This window comes from Acetobacter nitrogenifigens DSM 23921 = NBRC 105050 (assembly GCF_000429165.1).
In the GTDB taxonomy this organism is placed as follows: domain Bacteria; phylum Pseudomonadota; class Alphaproteobacteria; order Acetobacterales; family Acetobacteraceae; genus Acetobacter; species Acetobacter nitrogenifigens.
Map to the genome: position 1 here is coordinate 1 of NZ_AUBI01000009.1, position 18,994 is coordinate 18,994.

At 61.2% G+C, this 18,994-nt stretch carries 15 protein-coding genes; 5 read left to right on the top strand and 10 right to left on the bottom strand.

Annotation, left to right across the window (positions count from 1 at the left end):
* The 7 genes from G442_RS0111075 to G442_RS0111110 all read right to left on the bottom strand — a co-directional run.
* On the bottom strand, positions 1 to 243 hold a 243-nt coding region (locus G442_RS0111075; RefSeq protein WP_154660370.1), incomplete at its 3' end, for a transposase.
* Positions 244 to 1,032: 789 nt separating this feature from the next.
* Positions 1,033 to 3,207 (bottom strand): beta-N-acetylhexosaminidase, encoded by a 2,175-nt coding sequence (locus G442_RS0111085; RefSeq protein ID WP_246789418.1) that lies wholly within the window; start codon positions 3,205 to 3,207, stop codon positions 1,033 to 1,035.
* Positions 3,208 to 3,212: 5 nt separating this feature from the next.
* Entirely contained in the window at positions 3,213 to 3,989 is a 777-nt protein-coding gene (locus G442_RS0111090) for a copper homeostasis protein CutC (protein WP_026398047.1), read from the bottom strand.
* The gene (nagB, locus tag G442_RS0111095; protein WP_026398048.1) at positions 3,986 to 4,789 is read right to left on the bottom strand and encodes a glucosamine-6-phosphate deaminase; all 804 of its coding nucleotides are present in this window, start codon (positions 4,787 to 4,789) and stop codon (positions 3,986 to 3,988) included. Before nagB ends, G442_RS0111090 begins: the two co-directional genes overlap by 4 nt.
* Before the next feature lie 5 nt (positions 4,790 to 4,794).
* A complete protein-coding gene (gene gluP / locus G442_RS0111100; RefSeq protein WP_051292221.1) occupies positions 4,795 to 6,096 on the bottom strand; it encodes a glucose/galactose MFS transporter in 1,302 nt (433 codons plus the stop codon).
* 215 nt (positions 6,097 to 6,311) lie between these two features.
* Positions 6,312 to 8,732 (bottom strand): TonB-dependent receptor, encoded by a 2,421-nt coding sequence (locus G442_RS0111105; RefSeq protein ID WP_026398050.1) that lies wholly within the window; start codon positions 8,730 to 8,732, stop codon positions 6,312 to 6,314.
* A gap of 234 nt (positions 8,733 to 8,966) precedes the next feature.
* Complete coding sequence (locus G442_RS0111110; RefSeq protein WP_026398051.1) at positions 8,967 to 10,106, bottom strand: ROK family transcriptional regulator; 1,140 nt, start codon at positions 10,104 to 10,106, stop codon at positions 8,967 to 8,969.
* 192 nt (positions 10,107 to 10,298) lie between these two features.
* On the opposite strand from G442_RS0111110, the gene G442_RS0111115 reads away from it, so the two are divergent.
* Positions 10,299 to 11,219, top strand: a complete 921-nt coding sequence (locus tag G442_RS0111115; protein WP_026398052.1) for an ROK family protein — start codon at positions 10,299 to 10,301, stop codon at positions 11,217 to 11,219.
* 406 nt (positions 11,220 to 11,625) lie between these two features.
* Here G442_RS0111115 and G442_RS0111120 read toward each other — a convergent pair whose 3' ends face one another.
* The 3 genes from G442_RS0111120 to G442_RS0111130 all read right to left on the bottom strand — a co-directional run bounded on the left by G442_RS0111120 (position 11,626) and on the right by G442_RS0111130 (position 13,272).
* Positions 11,626 to 12,063 (bottom strand): hypothetical protein, encoded by a 438-nt coding sequence (locus tag G442_RS0111120; protein ID WP_246789419.1) that lies wholly within the window; start codon positions 12,061 to 12,063, stop codon positions 11,626 to 11,628.
* 47 nt (positions 12,064 to 12,110) lie between these two features.
* Positions 12,111 to 12,620, bottom strand: coding sequence for a protein-export chaperone SecB (gene secB, locus G442_RS0111125; RefSeq protein WP_026398054.1), 510 nt, complete (start codon positions 12,618 to 12,620; stop codon positions 12,111 to 12,113).
* Between the two features lie 115 nt (positions 12,621 to 12,735).
* Positions 12,736 to 13,272 (bottom strand): histidine phosphatase family protein, encoded by a 537-nt coding sequence (locus tag G442_RS0111130; RefSeq protein ID WP_026398055.1) that lies wholly within the window; start codon positions 13,270 to 13,272, stop codon positions 12,736 to 12,738.
* 226 nt (positions 13,273 to 13,498) lie between these two features.
* On the opposite strand from G442_RS0111130, the gene G442_RS0111135 reads away from it, so the two are divergent.
* The 4 genes from G442_RS0111135 to G442_RS21975 all read left to right on the top strand — a co-directional run bounded on the left by G442_RS0111135 (position 13,499) and on the right by G442_RS21975 (position 18,859).
* The gene (locus G442_RS0111135) at positions 13,499 to 14,173 is read left to right on the top strand and encodes a Tim44/TimA family putative adaptor protein (RefSeq protein ID WP_026398056.1); all 675 of its coding nucleotides are present in this window, start codon (positions 13,499 to 13,501) and stop codon (positions 14,171 to 14,173) included.
* A 34-nt stretch (positions 14,174 to 14,207) separates the two neighbouring features.
* Complete coding sequence (locus G442_RS0111140; RefSeq protein WP_026398057.1) at positions 14,208 to 15,134, top strand: DNA-methyltransferase; 927 nt, start codon at positions 14,208 to 14,210, stop codon at positions 15,132 to 15,134.
* Positions 15,135 to 15,236: 102 nt separating this feature from the next.
* Positions 15,237 to 16,661 (top strand): cytochrome-c peroxidase, encoded by a 1,425-nt coding sequence (locus G442_RS0111145; protein ID WP_026398058.1) that lies wholly within the window; start codon positions 15,237 to 15,239, stop codon positions 16,659 to 16,661.
* A 944-nt stretch (positions 16,662 to 17,605) separates the two neighbouring features.
* On the top strand, positions 17,606 to 18,859 hold the full coding sequence (locus G442_RS21975; protein WP_035376536.1) for a flavin-containing monooxygenase: 1,254 nt from the start codon (positions 17,606 to 17,608) through the stop codon (positions 18,857 to 18,859).
* Positions 18,860 to 18,994 lie beyond the last annotated feature (135 nt).

The following is an 18,994-nucleotide window of genomic DNA, read 5'->3' on the forward strand; positions in this document are numbered from 1 at the left end:
CTGTTCAAACAGAGCCTGCCAGACGCCGAGCTTTGCCCAGCGGATGAAGAGTTGGGCTGCCGTCCACCAGGGGCCGAGTTCAGCAGGAATGGAGCGCCATTTCGCGCCGTTCTGATGGCGCCAGAAAATCGCTGACATGGTCCGTCGCAGATCGCGAGGCGGGGTTTTGCCTTTCGGACGAACCGTCTCGATCAGAGGTTCCCAGATCGACCATGCATCATCGGAAAATACAGACTGTATCATGCTCATGACAAAGAGCTATGCAGTGCGCTCCGTCTTTCAAGACCTAACAGGCCCTAGTTGCCTGCCAAGTGTAGCTGCGCCCTCTTGGGCTACTTCTTGCCAGATAGCCGAAAACGGATCATTCGAAACCACAGGTGCCTCCGCTTCAAAGATAGGGTTGGCAGCTTCGGTGAGGTAGTAAGTTTTTGTTTCATGTCGGAAGCACAGTATAATTTTGACCGCCGACCGCGCCTTCAGACAATCGCATTGCCTGCCTGAGAGTGACGCGCGTACTCACTAAATATACAAGCAGATCAATCAGCGTAAGCAGGCTATCCTGGACTTGATCAACGGTTACGTTCACCGCGTCATGCCCGCAATCCATATCGCCGCAGTCCTCATTTTCTATCTCAAAAGCAGAGTCCTGACCCTAAGCGCAAAGAACCTCTAGCGTCCGCTGCGCCGAATCTCTGGCCCCCCGATCCGTCCGACCGGTGCCGTCGCCATTCGTACGAACCGCGGTTTTATGGAAATGCCGCAACCTAATCCGGAGCCGCAGGGCTACTGAAAATGCTTCATTTCAGCGTTGGCATTCACTAACGCCCGGCGACGTCAGGCAGCTTTATCTGGCACCGCCATATTTGCAGCCCCAGACATCGCACAAGCCCCGCGCATGCGGGAACGTCACGCGAAGTTGCGTCACCCTCGACGCAACATATCGTCGAGCGGATCGAGGCGTCGCAACCTCGATCCGCCATCAGCCGAGCGCCGGAACTCGGCCGGCTTTCATGTCGCCAAAGCGACAGTCCGCTACTTGCCGAGCAACGCTTTCACGCCCGGCGCGAACGCGATCATCACGCCGGCAACCGGCGTATTGGCTGCGCCGAACGCCGCTGTGATGTCGGTCGAGAGCGCCAGCTGCGCGAGGTTGTTGTCGAGAACAGCGCGAGCCGCCGCATCAGAAACCCCCGCGTTCCCGTCGAGAGCGTTCAGGCCAAGCGTCGCGAGGCTCGCCACGTCGTGCGACACCGGGATGGCCTCGACAAGCCCTCGGCTGGTCGCGACCTTGGTGTAGGCGGCGTCATTGCCTTTCCACGCCTGCAACTGCGCACGCAGTTCCGGCGCGACCGAATGGTCGCCCGCAGCATAGCGAGCCGCCAGCGCGTTGAAACGGATCGACGCAATCGGGTCCGGAGAGGCGATCTCCGCGATTTCGTCCAGATGGTCGCCATGCGCGCCCGAATAGCGATTCAGACGATAATTGCGAATCGGCACGATGGCGCTGACCAAGGTCTGCACGGCGTCGGGATCTTCCGGCGCCAGACGGGCCATCATGCGGCGCGTGTTGACTTCGGATTGCAGGCCCAATGCGGTCAGCTCGGTATCGACCGTCGCAAGGCGCCGATACATGTCGTCGACATCGCGCACGGCGGCGGGCGACCAGAAGCGCTCGGCGATCGCAGCGCTGCGCGGCCAGAACCGCGCGTCCAGAGTCTCGTCGGTCACCAGTTCAGCCCAGAGCGGCGTCTCTCCACCCAGCACAAGTTTCTTTTGCGCGTCGTTCAGCGGTGGCGGAGCCGGGTCGTTCAGGAACGCGTTGATCAGGACAGGGTCGCCGCCCTTGGCGAGCATCTTGTTCGCCTGTTCACGCGTCACGCCGACCGAGGAGGGGTCATACGGATCGACCAGGTAATGCTGTCCTGCCGATTGCAGCAGATCGAGATAATACCCGACGGCGACAATGACCGGGTGCCCCTCCGCAGTAGCGGACGAGATGAACTTGGAGCTGCGCCAAGCCTCGACGACCACGTTCTTTGGGATCGGCGCCTCGCTGACCTCGTCCCAGCCGACCATGATCTTGCCTTGCGAAGCCAGTATCTTTTCGACGTCGGCGGTGAAGGCCGCCTGCAGCGCCTGCGGCGTGGCGAAGCCGTGCGCATGCATGTAGGCGACGATCTTCGGATTGGTTGTCCACTGCTTCGGGCTGACCTCGTCGCCACCAGCATGAAAGTACTGATCCGGGAAGATAGCGCCCATTTCCGCGTAAAGCTTTTTGATCAGCTCAAGCGTGCCCGGAATTGTAGGATCGAGAGCCGCATTGTTCTTGTTCTTAGGATTCGGGTCGACCGGATGCTGTGCGGCAAGGTCAGGACGCGCGAGCAGAATGGCCAAAGCATGGCCCGGCACATCGAATTCCGGCACGACGCGCACGCCGCGATCGGCGGCGTAGGCGACCAGATCACGCAGTTGCGCCTGTGTGTAGTATTCGCCGTGCGAACCTTTCGACGTCAGAGAAGGCAACACCTTGCTCTCGACGCGGAATCCGGTTCCGTCGCTGAGATGGAAATGCAGCACATTGAGCTTCACCAGCTCCATCGCGTCGATCTGGCGTTTCACCGTCTCTACGCTCATGAAATGCCGTGACGTGTCGATCATCATGCCACGCCACGGAAAACGAGGCGCGTCGGAGATGGTCGCGAAGGCCAGTTCCGGGCCGCTCGCACCGACACGGATCAACTGCGCCAGCGTTGCAAAACCGCGCAGGACGCCTGTGGGACCGTCGGCGTTCAACATGACGCCATTGGCTCCAACCGAGAGTGTGTAACCCTCTTTCGCCTGAACGGTCAGCACGTTCGGATCTTCGCCGACGTGCACGCGCACCGGAATGGCCGCACTGCTCGCCCCGGCGCGTGCGCCGCCAGCCAGAATTGCTGTCCTTGCGTTAAACCGCGCAGCAGCGCGGTCGAGCATCGGCGTGGGCGCACTGTCCCAGGTCACGGAAAAACCGCCGGACGCAGGCAGCGCGCCAGCGGGAAACTGCGCCGACGACGGAGCGGGCATCAGCGCCGGAAGTGCTGCGGATTGCGACGCGACGGATGCGCCCGGCGTCGCGGCGACCACAGGAGCGCCCGCCATGTCGAACGCCAGCAACGCCGCCGCAGCCATCAGACCAGCCCTGAATCCGGTCGAGAAACCTCTTTTCATACGCTTTATTCTCCGTTTCTTGCGGTAGACATAACGCAGGAGCGCATGGCGCGCACACGCCCGGCGTCCGTCTCTCCCGGACGCGCTCCGAAGCCGAACGCGAGGACGCGCCCGTCTTCCTGCTCCTGCGGGGCAGGCCCCCGGCAGGAGGCATGAACCTCCATGACGCCCGTGGCGGCTATCACCTCCGCGACGTTCTCTGACGTAAGGCCGCCACCAGCCATGACCGAAATGCGGTCGCCAGCCTGTTCGCACAGCATCCGCAATATTTCGGCGCCATCGCGGGCGGTCTTCGCGCAACCGGATGTCAGCACGCGCTCAAACCCCAGCCCGATAGCCTGCTCCAGCGCTTCGGCAGGATCCGGCGTCAGATCGAAAGCGCGATGAAGCGTGGCGCGCGACAACCCGACGGAGCGAGCATGTTGCAACAGGCTCTCCAGACAGGGGACGTCGAGCCGCCCGTCAGCAAGCGACGCGCCCAGCACGACGCCGACAGCCCCATCCTTCTGCGCGAAGGCGGCGGCGACCGCGTCGATATCGCGGCGCATCGTCGCTTCCTCATCAACAGAAAAGACGAAATCTCCGCCACGCGGCCTGATCATGACATAGACCGGCGTCGCGCCCTGCGCCGCCACGGCCAGCAAACCGGGAGACGGCGTCAGCCCCCCTAGCGACAGGGCCGCACATAATTCGATCCGGTCCGCCTCTCCCTCCCACGCGGCGCGCAGACCACCGATGGAATCGACGCAAACTTCAAGACCGGGAACGAGTTTCGCCGTCACCCCTGCACAGCCTCAAGCAACGCAGTCAGCTCCGGGTCGTGGCTCATCTGCCAGGCGATCACGTCGCGCTGCGTCAGGCCAGACGCTGCAGCTTCGTCAAGCACGACCAGGCAGCGTTCGTGCAATTGCAATGCCGATCCCGGCACGAAGGCGGAAACAGGCCCCTCCACGACGCGCGCCAGAATATCCGCCTTGGCCGCTCCCGTGACGACCATCAGCGTTTCGCGGGCGTCGAGAATGGTCCCGGTGCCCATAGTCAGCGCACGCGCGGGAACGCTATCCGGATCGCCGCCGAACATGCCTGCGTTCTGCTCCCGCGTGGCGCGGTCGAGCGTGACGGCGCGGGTGCGTGAGCGTAGGGCCGACAGCGGTTCGTTGAAGCCGATGTGACCGTTTTCCCCGAGCCCAAGCAATTGCAGGTCGATGCCGCCGCTGGAGACGATCGCAGCTTCGTAAGCCAAAGCCTCTACGTCCGGACTGGCGGCAGCGCCGTCAGGGACGTGCGCGTGTTCAGAGCGAATATTCACCCGATCGAACAGATGCGCGCGCATATAATGGCGATAAGACTGTTCGTGTGAGCCCGGCAGGCCGACATATTCGTCAAGGTTGAACGTGGTGACTTCGGAAAAATCGAGACCAAGCTCGACATGCTCCCGGACGAGCAGTTGATAGATCGCCTCCATCGTGCGTCCCGTGGCAAGCCCCAGAACGGAGGACGGCTTGCGGCGGATCTGACGGGCGATGACCCGCGCCGCCACCGCGCGGGCGGCGGCCGCGTCCGGGCAGATGACCAGTTTCATGCTTATCAACCTTCCGTAAGCTTCAGGCCTGCCGGGGATGACGTCTCGGCCGTGCGCGCCATGAAGGCGAGCATCCAGACAGCGATGACGACATAGCACGGTATGGCCAGCGCCATGAACGCCTCGGCAACACCGATGCGGGGCGCGAGATGGACAAAAATCTGCGGTATGACGGCGCCGCCGGAATACGCCATGACGAGGAACGCAGTCGCCGTTCCGGGGTCGGCTCCGGCCTCCGCCAGCACGACAGGGAACAAGGCTGGCAGAATCATCGCGTTTGCGAAACCAAGCAACGCCACACATAGAACCGGCGCCATCCCGGAGCCGGACGTCGCGGCGGCGACCAGCGCCAGCAAGCAGAACGCGATGCCGAGCACACAGCAGAACACTGTATAACGCCGCTGCGTGACGAACCGCGGTACGACGACCATGCCGACGAGGTAGCCCGCCATCATGGCCGCAAGCGTAAGCGCCGTCAGATATTTGGTGACGTCGAGCGACAGTCCGAACGAGCGCCCGTAAAGCCCGATCGCATCACCGGCCAGAACCTCGACGCCGACATAAAGGAACATCGACAACACCCCGGTGACGAGCCAAAGCGGGTGCGCGCGAGAGCCTGAGGTTGTCGGCGTTGCGGCGTCGAGGGAAATTTCAGGAAGAGAGGACCGCGCGACAAGTATGGCGAGCAGAACCAGCACACCGGCCATCGCCGCATACGGCGCATGCACCGCGTGCGCGAAATTGGCCAGAATCGTGTCGCGTTCTGGTCCTGCAGGAATGCTGCGAAGGCTGGCGGCGACTTCGCTCACATGGGGCATGACCAGAACGGCAAACAGCATCGGAGCCAGAATGCCCGCAAATTTGTTAGCCGTACCCATGATGGCGATGCGTTGCGCCGCACGGTCATGATCGCCAAGCAGGCTGACATAAGGATTGACCGTGATCTGCAACAGGGAGAGCCCGGCGCCGATGACCGTCAGTCCCCCGAGCGCCCCGGCGTAGAAACGCGCCGTGACGCACTCGCCGAAAAGCGCCGTTCCCGCCGCCATGACGAAGAGAGCGACGATCAGCCCCTTACGAAGCCCGATCTTTCGGGAAAGCATCGTCGCGGGAAGCGGGAAGAAAAAATACGCCAGATAAAAACACATCGGCACGAGAAAAGCCGTGACGTCGTCAAGGCTGAACGCCACCTGCACAAAGGTGATAAGCGGGCCGTTCAACCAGGTCACGAAGCCGATGCTGAAGAACAGCGCCGCCATGATGAGCACCGGCCGCCAGCCATAGGAGCCAGCCGGGCTCTCGATCATTTTCCGCAACGCCTTACTCCCTGTTTTCAGGAGGCGCTGCGCAGAGGCGCCCCGTCCCGTTCGGTCGTCCGTTCTAGAACATCATGCGATCGGACGAAAACCGTCAGCGATGACAACACTCCCGGCTGCATACGGCAGGCCACGGCCTACCGGGATCCGGCGTCAACGCGTAAAATTGGCGCGACGGCTGCGGGACATGCAGCCGTCGCGTAACATCAGAACCCTGCCGACAAAGACACAAAGGCCGCAAAGTTACCGGCGACCATATAGGTCGGCGAGCTGCCCGCGTAAGTCGCGCCGGTCGAGGTCACGCGCGAATTGGCGCTGGCCGTATAGCTTGCGGCGCCGGACAGATATTTGTTGTCGCCGATATTCATCAGGTTCAACTGAATCTGCGGATGGCGAACGCGTCCGTAGGATTTGAAGCGATAGCCGAGCGTGACGTCGGACGTCAGGTACGCTGGCATCTTCTGGTCGTTCATGAACGTCGTGTACTGGGTGTCCACGTAACGCAGCTGGAAGTTTCCGAAATAGGTGCCGTCGTCATAGCTCAGGCCAATGGCGCCCGTGAATTTCGGCGAGCCAACCGCAGTTTTTCCAGCTGTCGGCAGCAGGCCCGAGCCCGTGTTGTAGTTGTTGTCAAAGGTCGCGTGCAGATACTGCCCCGAGAAATAGGGAGCGAAGTGATGCCAACGCTTGAAGCCCAGTTCCGCCTGAACGCCGCGTGCGGTCTCTCCGCCGACGTTGATCGGGCTGGAGATCAGCATATTGGTGTTCGGGATGTAGCCGCTCGACGTCACCTGATGGTTCGTCATGTTGTAATTGAAGAACGACGCCTGGAAATTATAGAACGATCCCTGATGGCGATACCCGATTTCCTCACCGATTGAGTATTCCGGTTTCAGGCTCGACGGCTGCTCAACGGCGTGCGAGCTGTTCGGGTCGAAAATCTGAGAGTAAGCCTCGACCGATTCTGGCGCACGGAAAGAAGTCGTGCCGTTGATATAGACCTGATCATGCGGCGTGATCTGATAGCTGGCGGCGAACTGCGGCAGCGGTTCGAAGTAATTGCCTTGCAACTTGTAAGGGTCAGCGCCGGGGATCAGGTTCGTGCCCTGACGTGACACCATCGCGACACGGAAACCGGCGCTGAGGGTCAACTTGTCATGAAACAGCTTCTGGGTGTCCGCAATGAACAGCGTGTTGACCTGCTGGACGAAGTTCAGGTCATAGCCGGAAAGAATCTTCCCGTTGACGGTGATGACGTCGCCCGACCAACCCTGCCCGTTTGCATAGACCGGCCGGAAATCCGAAAGCTCTTCATGCGTCGTGTAAGCGTACCACCAACCGAAGGAGAAGGTGTTCGACTTCGTGATCGCCCAGTCAGCCGAGACGTTGATGCCACCCGTTTTCTGATTCCACGGATCGCGGCTGGAGGTCAGGATGTTGCCATTGACATTGGTGCCAGCGGTGATGGTGCCATACTGCTGCGTTCCGTAATAACCGCCCGAAGCCGGGATATTTTCACCGCCGAGCGACGGACCGAACTGATGCACGTAATACGGCGTCACCTGCAGCTTCAGCTTATCGGCCAGCGTGAAGTGCATTGGCAGCACGATCAGCTGACTGTTCAGGTTGCTGCGGTTCAGCTTGTAGTACGTGCTCTCGCCGGGCGTGAACTGGGACGCGTAGTTGAAGCCAAGACCATACTCTTTCCACTGAGCCTTGGTCGGCTCGCGCCAGGACGTAGCCTCCTGCCGGTTGTAGGAGAATACGGCGGCGATGCTGTTGCCCTGCCCCCACTCTTTTACGAATTTCGAATCAAGGTGATAGCGAAACAAACCGCCGGGGCCGCGGAAGTTGTTATAGCCGGAATGCGAGAACGACACGAAGCCACGAATACCTGTGTTTCCGATATCCCCTGTTTCCAGACGGAGAAATTCCTTGTTGGCGCTGTGCGTTCCTCCACCCGCCTCGATAAAGCCTCCGGCTTTATGCGACGGATTCATCTCGGTCGCGGTGATCTGTCCGCCAACAGCGTTATAGAACGGAGCGTTCAGATCCGGCTGCCCCTGCGACACCGTGACAGAGCCGAGGTTTTCCGTATCCACCAACATGGTAGTGTACGGCGCGTAGTTAATCGGATCCGCCAGCGGAGCTCCCTCGAACAGGTAGCCGATCTGGGTCTCGTTCATTCCGCGCATGGTGATGTGATCGCCGGTCATACCCAGCGGATCTTGCGAAGACATTGTGGCGCCCGGAAGATCGGCGATCAGGGACGCAATATTGGACGTCGGCGACTGTTTGGCGATGAAATCGCGCGTGACGCCGCTCTGCGAGCGGGGCGCCGTCTGGACCGGCATCAATCCGCCGCCCGGAGTACGGTTTGTGATACCCGTCGCCGCAGGAAGACCACCCTTTACTGAAATTTCCTCTGGCGCCTGCGTGAACTGCCCCAGAACCGACGCGGACAGACCGCTTGCGGACGGCGCATCCGCCGCCGCAGCGGATGCGTGACGAACATTGCCCTTGCCAACCGTCTTAACTTTTGGAGCCGTCTGCGCATGAGCGCCTACGCTAAAAAGTCCGATAAGAACCGTGCAGGACACTGAAATCTGTCGTAGGGACACTCGCATCGCGCTCTATTCCTCAATTCGAACGGCGCCTCCGTTCGTTGCCAACCTGAAATTAGAATGATCAGGCGCGCTTTTGTCCGCAATATCTACAAAAGCCTCATATATTAATTTATCATATAAACAAATTATTTCCGTTTCGTACCCAGCTCATTGTTGTGAAAATGTCACATTTCTGTCGCACAATGAGGGCGCAGACGACAATCAGCCTGCGCTGAGAACCGAGACGCGCACGCCTTACAATTCATCCGAGCCAGAAATGAAGTAGCGTGCGGCGAGACTCGCCGCCCCGCTGGCGAAGTTTTCCGGCGCAAAGTCGCGGAACGTGACCATCGTCCCCGGTCCCTCACGATGGAGAATATGGGAATCCGCTTCCTTGCGCAGCGCATGCGCGAAAACACTGTCGTGCAGCGCCGGGTCCAGCATCACCACGACGTGGCTGGGGTCCAGCATCTGAATCAGTTGCGCCGTGGCCAGACCCAACGCCGACCCTGCCCGGTGCAGCAACGCCAACGCATCCGGTTGCCCTTTCGCCGCCAGAGCAGCCAGCGGACCGATTTCCTCAGGCAACCCCGCTCGACGCGCGGCATTGGTGATCGCCAAAAGAGACGCGACAGTTTCAAGACACCCCTTGTTGCCGCAGCGACATGGCGCGGCCCCGAACCCTTCGATGGCTATGGGAGCATGCGATATTTCGCCCGCGCCGCCCGCGTTGCCGCGTAGCAGACGCCTGTTGACGATGTGCGCGCAACCGATGCCGTAGCTGACGAAGACCATGCTGAAATCAGGACTTCCACGCAGCGGGCCGAATAATTGTTCGCCCAGAATCAAAGCGTTGGCGTCATTTTCCACCCAAGTCGGCAGCCCCGTGCGCTCTGTCAGCGCCGCGCCGATATCGACATTGCGCCAGCCAAGCGCTGTCGAGGCGACGCAGGTATGACGATCATGCGAAACGAAGCCGGGGAGCGCCACGCCTACGCCTGACAGCCGCTCGGTCGATGCGCCGCCCGCAGCACGCAATTGATCGATTGCGGCAACCAGACTTTCGACGCACAGGTCTGGATCCTCCGCGCGCGGCACCTCCACGCGCGCCAGCACAGAGCCGTGCAGATCAGTCAGCACCAGCACGGCCGGATCCTGCTGCAGGGACACGCCTATGAAGCTCGCCGCGTCGGCGCGTACCGCCAGCGAAACAGACGGTCGCCCGACTCCAAACACAAGCTCCTGTTCACACAGGATATTTTGGTTCAACAAATCCCGCACGAGTCCCGAGATACTCGCCTTACTGACACCCAGTGTGCGAGCGAGGTCTGTGCGACTGCACGGTCCGCCGCGGCTGAGAGTCGTTAGTATCTGGTAATGGCCGGGCGAAAGCATAGCGGCTCCAGTAGCAGCGTCCGTCCACAGAACGGCGGGAAAATGACGCCTACCATTTTTTTATGAAATGAACCATTTGCGGCGCAATCATTGTATCTTATTTACAAAAAACCGGACGTTCGATAACCGAATTCATTCGACGGAGCCTTCCACGCAGATCGACGAGCGTGAGACAGAGATGCGGAAATTTTTATGATTCTATGCGCGGATATCGGCGGCTCCTTTATTGATTTCGCAGTCGTCAGCCCGGACGGCCGCGTCGCCCACCGTCAGGCCGAACCGACTCCGATCCACGATATACGGGCATTTGCCGACATCCTGACAAAACTTTGCGCGCCATGGCCTGACATAGCCCTGCACATCGCCATCGCCGGAGTCGAAAACCCGGAAACTGGCGTCGTCCACGCCGCAAATATTCCATGCCTGGCGAACGCGCCGCTAACGTCGCTTTTGCAGGAACGTACGCAGCGACAAGTTCTGATCGCCAACGACGCAGATTGCTTCGCGTTGGCAGAGGCGCGTTTTGGCGTCGCTCGCGGCCATAGAAATGTGTTCGGCGTCATTCTTGGAACAGGCGTCGGCGGCGGCCTCGTGATCGATGGGCGTCTCGTGCGCGGCCTTGGCGGTGTGACGGGGGAATGGGGACATGGGCCATTCATCATCCCGCCTCCGGCAACGCCGCCCGGGCTCGACCTGTCCCGCGTCATTCCCTCGTTTCGATGCGGGTGCGGACAGACCGGGTGCCTCGACACCATTGCCGGAGCACGGGCGCTGGAGCGCTTGCATCTGTGGGCTGGCGGTTCGGCGGCGACCAGCAGGGAGATACTGACGCGGTGGGAGGGCGGTGAGCCTGAGGCCAGGCGGACTATGGACATCTATCTCGCCTACCTTGGATCCGCGCTGGCGCTGGTCGTGAATACGACAGGCGCTACGATCATTCCTGTGGGAGGCGGACTTGGCGGCTCCGCGGCCCTGATCGCTGCGATCGATCGCGGCGTACGGCAGAAAATTCTGGTGCAGTGTGATGCGCCGCTGGTCGTGCAAGCAGTTTTGGGCAAAGACGCCGGCTTGCTCGGCGCTGCATGCCTTGAATGTGAGAGTGAGCGGCGCTAACGCCGCATCGTGACGTAAGACCCGCGCCCGAAACGCGCGAACAGTTATCCAATCATTCGCGAAATGAGTGCGTATGTTCAGGGATTATTTTACCCTGCGATGAACGGCGCCTCAAGGCGCTTGTCGCCCGCACATTTTCCGTCTTCGCAGTCTTACGTATCGCAGGCGTGGTATTTGAGAAGTCGGAGAACCTTTGCATCGCTTGCACACGGCGCCTTCCGCCGGACGGAAAACGCCGGGACTTGCAAAATTGTGCGGCGGACTGACGGCCGTGCACGGTTTCGCACGGCGACATCTTTAGATTGGCGCGCTCAGGAACCCCCCCCCCGCACGTCTCGGCCCGCGAACAAGCCGTATTTTTGCTCTGGCGAAATTTTACCCGGTCCGTCGAGGTCGGGCGATCGCCTTACCGGCAGACGCGTCGCGTGCCGTCCGATGCGATGTAGGTCAGCGTCGCCGGGTCAAAGCAGGCGTTTTGCACGCAGCTGTCGCCACTCGACAGAGGTTGGGGATAAATCGATGCGCCAGTCGCGTTCGCTTCCTGCGCCGCAGCGCCGCATAGCGGCGTATTGTTTGGCGCAGAAGGATCGTTGACCAGCTTCGTCCCTTCCGGCGGCGGAATCTCCGCCACTGTGCCCGGGGGGAAGTCCTGCGGTGGTATGCGCTTTGGCGCCTCCGCAGGCGGCTGAGCGTCAGCGGAAGGCTGAGAGGCGGACTCGGTGTCCGCGCAACCAGACAGACCTGCAAGACAAAGAGCCAGAACCGGCAGCAGCGCCGAACGCCGCAGACCAGAGCCGAAACGCAGGGAGAAACGCGAAAACGTTGGAGAATTGAACCTGTGCATCGCGTCGATAATCCTCACCTTGCGTCCCGAAGGGTGAATCAACCCGATCAGGCGTTGCCGGCTGTCTGCGGGAACTCGGCGCGACGCGCCTGCCACAGGGCGACGAAGTCGATCGGCTGCAGCACAACCGGCGGGAATCCGCCATCACGCGTCACATCGCCCATGATGTTACGGGCATAGGGGAAAATCAGACGCGGCACTTCGACGAGCAGCATCGGCTCGACCAGTTCCGGCGGCGCGTTGGTAAGCGTAACGACAGCGGCGTAGGTCAGCTCAGCGATGAACACCTTGCGGCCGGCGGGACCACCTTCGGTCTCCGGAGCTTCGCTCGCTTCCGACTTGATGGTCAGAGCGACTTCGAACACCTGTTGGTCGTTTTGCAGGCGGTTCGCCTGAACGTCGATGTTCACAGAGATCTGCGGCGCGGCGCGCAGGGAGGCGAAAATCTCGGCTCCGGCCGGAACCTCGAACGACAGGTCCTTGGTGTACTGCAGGTTGATCGCCAGCGGCAGAGCAGGCGGCGCTCCCTCGGCGATGGTCTGGTTCGTGTCGGACATGTGGTCGATTCCTTCGTCTCGTGCCGTGGTAGGGCTCCCGCGGCGGTAGCATGGCGTGCGCGCTTCGCCAACCGTCTCGCGGCCGGAAGATTATTGAAGCTTCAGCCCGGCGCGATCAGTGTGTCAAAGGCGCCGTCGGGTCGAGGCGACGCCAACTCCCGTTCTCCATGCTCACGCGAGCAAAGGCGACGAGAAAACCCCAGTGGGAAACGACCAGCGTGTGCGGCCACTCCGGGTCCGCCGCCATCTCCGCGCGGAAGAGGGCGGCGCGTTCCTCCACTTCTTCAGGTGTTTCAACGCCTTCAGTCCACCACTGCTCCTCCAGCCCGGAGAAATCGAGTCCTGGCCATTGCAGCGCCAGTTGAGCAGGCGGAGAGCCGATATCGCACGAAAACGCCGCGCGCTCCCGGATGAGCGGGCGCACTTGAGGCGTCAGGGAGAGCGCTCGCGCAACCGGCGCGGCAGTTTGCAGGGCGCGCGTGAACGGAGAGACGAGAATCCGGCGGATCTTCTGCCCGGCCAGCGCCGTCACGAGCGCGTCCGCCTGCGCCAGACCATGCGTGGACAACGGAGGGTCGGAGATGCCCGGATCGCGCCGCGTGGCGGTGAACAGGCGATTGAACTCGCTTTCGCAATGTCTGAGAACGATCATGCTTTTGAGATAAGGCCTCAGGCCGCCGCTCGGCAATGTTTTTGAGACCCTGCCTCCTATCGCTCTTCGCAGCGTGAAACGGGCAGGCCCGGCGGCGCGGCTGGCGCTATAGACCGTCGGTCATTGCGCCAGCCTGCGCCGCTGCCTATTCTATCGTATCTGGACCAGACGTTCGGGGCGCGTCAGAGCGTGACGCCTTGGGCATGAACTACGGATGACGCCGCACATGGACTTCTCCCTCGGCCACTTTCCGGTCGATCTCGTTCTCTTCGCCCTGATCGCGGCGTTTCTCGCCCTTCGCTTGCGTAGCGTTCTGGGCAAGAAGGCGGGGCTTCAGGCTGCGCCCGTGGCGCCGCCGATGGCGCGCGAACCCGTTGGCCCCATTATCGAAGGACGACCGGAGCAAAGTTCGACGACGAAATTCGACATTCCGGCGTCCGGCACACGCCTCGGGCAGGTCCTCACAGCCGTGACGGAGAAGGATCGCGGCTTTACCCCGCAGCAGTTCCTGACCGGTGTGGAAGGCGCGTTTCGTCAGGTCGTCACAGCGTTTGCGGCCGGAGATCGCGCCGTGCTGCAGGAGCGGTTGACGCCGGAAGCCTTCACTGCGTTTGACGCCGCGATCACTGCGCGCGAAGCAGCCGGACAAACTCAGCGTAGCGAGATTCGCGGCATCAACTCGATCGCGATCGAAGATGTCAGGATGGCGGACATCGCTGCCGGCACTGCGGTCTCGATCGACGCACGTGTGGTGTCGGACCAGATCAGCCTGACCGTCGATTCTAACGGGCAGCCTGTGCACGGCACGGAATCTGTGACCGAATTCTCCGATCTCTGGACATTCGAGCGCCTTCTCAACGCTGGCTCCAGCTGGCGCCTGTCTGCCGCGCGGAGCGCCTGACGCTGCACAGGCTCGCCCGGAGCGCTAAAGCCATATGCCTGTGAAGCCTTCGAAGCCGACCCCCAGACGGTCGGAAGCGGGTGAGCACGCCACAAAAGCGTCGCCTCTATCGCCTAAAGCGCCTTCCTCCGTCGCCCCGGCGACGAAGCCTGCCCGCCTTCGCCGTTTTCATGTCGCCGGGCAGGAAATCGTGCTTGGCGACTGCCTTCAAGCGCTTCAACGCATGAAGGCGGGCGAAATCGACGTTGTGGTCACTTCGCCACCCTATAATATCGGCCTGGGCTACGCGAAGTACCGCGATCGGCGTCGGGAGGACGAGTACCTCGACTGGATGATTGAGGTCGCGACTGAAATTCGCCGCGTGCTCCGGCCCGACGGCTCGTTTTTCCTCAACATCGCAGGCACGTCCGCAGAGCCCTGGCTGCCGTTCGAACTTGCAGTGCGCCTGCGCTCCCTGTTCGCGCTGCAGAACCATATCTCGTGGGTGAAATCGATCGCGATTCCGGGCGATTCCGTGGGGCATTTCAAGCCGGTCAACAGCGCCCGCTACGTCAACCGGAACCATGAGCACCTGTTCCATCTCACGCTGAAGGGCGACGTACTGCTGGATCGGCTGGCAGCAGGCGTGCCGTTCAAGGATAAAAGCAACATCGCACGGCGCGGCCACGCGCAGGACCGCCGCTGTCGCGGCGACACTTGGTTCGTGCCGTATGAAACGGTTCAGGATCGGTTACAGAAATTCAATCACCCCGGCACGTTCCCGGTGCAATTGCCCGAGCTTTGTATCCGCTTGCATGGCAAACCGAACGCCCGTGTTCTTGACCCGTTTATGGGGACCGGGACGACCCTTCTGGCCGCCGCGCGACTGGGCGCGCGCGGGATCGGGCTTGAAATTGATCCGTCCTATGTCGCCGTCGCGCGCCAACGGTTGAGCGAGGGGCCAACAGGCGACGATGCCTGATCGACATAGTCGATTGTTTTCATCAAAATTATTATTTTGACAGATTAACTCACACCCCTCACATCGATGCACGGAATGCATGGCATCGACATGGGGGCGCAGGTGAAACGCATTGTTCTGGGAATCGCAGGGGCTGGTCTGCTCGCCTACGGCGCTACGGTTGCTTATCTGACGCATTATGATCGCGCTGGCGCACCTACGCTTCCGGCAGAATCCCCAACGCGGCATAACCCCGTCGCTCTGGCCGCATTCAACGCGCTGGATGAAGCGCGTTGTGATTACTGCCATACGCAGGGCGCCGCCCTCCCCTTTTATGCAAGCCTACCGGGCGCTCATCAACTGATGCAGCACGACCTGCGTGAAGGCCTGCGTCATTTCCGAATGGAGCCGGTGATCGAGGCGTTTCGTAAAGGCGACGCGCCGAGCGAAGAACAGTTGTCGCGCATCGAAGAAGTCATCCAGCAGAACCGGATGCCTCCGGCGCAGTATTTGCTGATGCACTGGCACGCGCATCTGTCCGGCGATCAGCGTAACGCCATTCTGGATTGGGTGAAGGCGGAGCGACGCGCGCACTACCAGACGGCCGGGGTCGCTCCCGCTTTCGCCGCCGAACCGGTGCAGCCCATCCCCGAGAGCCTGCCAGTCGATAAGGACAAGGTCGTTCTCGGAGAAAAACTGTTTTTCGACAAACGCCTTTCCGGCGACGGCACGCTGAACTGCGCGAGTTGCCATGGGCTCGACAAAGGCGGCGTCGACAATCTGGTGACGGCGACCGGCATCAAGGGCCAGAAAGGCCCCATCAATGCGCCGACCGTCTACAACTCGGCCTACAACATCGTCCAGTTCTGGAACGGGCGGGCAAAGACTCTGGCCGATCAGGCGGCGGGTCCAGTCATGAACCCGCTGGAGATGGGGTCACACGACTGGTCGGAAGTCGCGGGAAAACTGTCGTCCGATCCATATTATACCGATGCGTTCGCCCGCCTTTATCCCGACCAGCCTATCGGCAAGGACACGATCACCGACGCGATCGCGGAATACGAAAAAACGCTGATAACGCCGGATAGCCGCTTCGACCTGTATCTGAAGGGCGACGCCTCGGCACTGAACGCGCAGGAAAAGCACGGTTACGAACTCTTCAAGAGCGTTGGCTGTTCCGGCTGTCATAACGGCCCCGCCATGGGCGGCGGCGCAATGGAAGTCATGGGCCTGGAAGGCGATTACTTCCATGAACGCGGAGGCGCGCTGACCGACGCCGACAGCGGACGCATCGCAGTGACGCAGGACGAACTCGATCGCCAGCGGTTTCTTGTGCCTACGTTGCGTAATGTCGCGCTAACAGGCCCGTGGTTCCACGACGGAAGCGCTAAGACGCTGGAGCAGGCCGTGCGTGAAATGGCGCGCTATCAGACCCCGCGGCGCGATCTGTCAGACGGCGATATCGAGGATATCACCGCCTTTTTGAAAACGCTTACCGGACGTTACAACGGCAAGCCGCTGGATGCGACGTCCGGCGCCGCACAATAACGACAGTCCGGTCGGCCGACGGCTTTCACCGTCGCGCCGCCCGGGTTTTTGAGACGCAGTGCTCCGACGTCTTCGCACCGGGCTTTACGTCGGTAATTTCAAGAAGATTGTTTGACGTTCTGCCCTATGGCGGCGGACCGGGACTACGGCCCGCAGCGCCGGGCTCAGGCGTGACAGCAGGGCTGCACAAAGTCGGACTTCTGATATTCGTCCATCCCGCAAATACTGTTGGTTCACGCTAGGCTTGTGAAGGCCTCAGGAGTACAAGCGACAGCTGGCGCGTTCAGGAAAGACGCTCCGCTGCCGCCATGCACGCTACCGCAGCCCTCCAGCACAAACCCTCGGGCACACATACATCTCGACATGCGCCCCGTGTGAACGGCGCATTTTACAATCGGCTCCGATGCTCCGCCGGCAATCGGTGACGCCCCGCCGTGTAACCACCGGCCGCCGCATTAGTGGCGAACGGAGTGTCGTCCAACTCAAACGTCCGTGCCTGCGCTGGGGTCAAGAAGCGTTGCGGACACCACCGCACTTGAATCGAGCACGAAAAAAGCGCCTCGCCCTGCCCCTCCCAGAATTTCCAGATGCCAGTGTCGACACTCTCAATCTATTTGCGGGGCCATAAGCCGTCCATCAACCATATCCTGAAGAAACGCAGCGTGCTGGATCGTCAAGTGCGTCGTACGTTTGGAGCGGCGTTTCCACTCCGACAGCAGACGCCAGACAGCACGACATGCACGCCAAACAAACCCCCACGAGCGCGTCCCGCAAAGATTCAAGAAATCGATGCATCTTTTTCGAAACAAAATATCGGCGCTTCTTAGGAAAATTCTAAGCAAGCCCTATCAATTCAATTGTTTCGATCTCGTTGGAATTTCACTAGCAAGGATTACGCGCCTCTGACAGAGGCTTCATATGTCCGTTCAGGAGAGACCTCCGGCATGTCGGCAGGAAATGCAGTGGAAGCCGTCGATACCCTCATTATCGGCGGAGGGCAGGCAGGTATCGCGATGAGCGAACATCTCGGCAAGCGCAACATTCCATATCTTGTTGTCGAACGTGGAAAAATCGCCCAACGCTGGCGCGCGGAGCGTTGGGATTCCCTCGTCGCAAACGGACCGGCGTGGCATGACCGCTTCCCAGGCCGCAAATTCGAGCAACTCGATCCCGACAGCTTCGCCTCGAAATCCGATATCGTCTCGTATTTCGAGGGATATGTAGACCAGATCGGCGCGCCCATTCGTTGCGGCGTCGAAGTCACGGCGCTGCGCAGCGCCCCGGAAGGAGAAGGCTTCGAAGCAGAGACGGCTGACGGGACGATCCGGTGCCGCAACGTGGTCGTGGCTACCGGCCCGTTTCAGAAACCGACCTTTCCCGCGATCCTGCCGCCGGACAGCAGAGTCGATCAGATTCATTCCAACGCCTATCGCAACCCGAGCGCCTTGCGCGACGGCGGCGTGCTCGTGGTCGGCGCCGGATCGTCCGGCGCGCAGATCGCCGAGGAACTGCGTCGCGCAGGACGCGACGTATGGCTGTCCGTTGGCCCCCATGACCGGCCGCCCCGCCGTTACCGAGGACGCGATTTCGTCTGGTGGCTCGGCGTTCTGGGAATGTGGGACATGAAAGTTCCCGGCCCCGGCACCGAACATGTGACGATTGCGGTCAGCGGCGCGCGCGGCGGACATACGGTCGATTTTCGTGATATCGCGGCGACGGGCATCACCCTTGTCGGTCGCACCGAAGCCTATGAGAACGGCGCATTGCGTTTTGCCGCCGATCTCGAACGCAACGTGGCCGCCGGCGACGCCAACTATCTTGCGATGCTCGACGCGGCGGACGCTTATGTTCGCGAGCATGGCCTTGATCTGCCCGAAGAACCCGCGGCACGCGAACTTGGCGCGTTGCCAGACAGCGTGACGAATCCGTTGACGACACTGGATCTGGCGAAAGCCGGGATCAGCACGATTATCTGGGCGACCGGCTACCGGTTGGATTTCGGATGGATAGATCTGGACGTTTTCGACGAACACGGCCAACCGCACCATGATTGCGGCGTTTCAGAGACGCCCGGCCTCTACTTCCTCGGCCTCGCGTGGCTGTCGCGGCGCGCATCGCCCTTCATCTGGGGCGTGTGGCACGACGCGGATTATCTCGCCGGCCACATCGCCGAGCGCGAGGCGTCTCCACTCGCATGACACTGCCTTACGCTGCTGACGACCGGTCTTGCGTCAGCGGCGGTCGCAGGCGAGGGGCCGCTGCCTCCTGGCGCGTATTACATCATTGGACGCCAGACCGGCGGCCGGATTGATCGACTTGAATAAATTGAACTG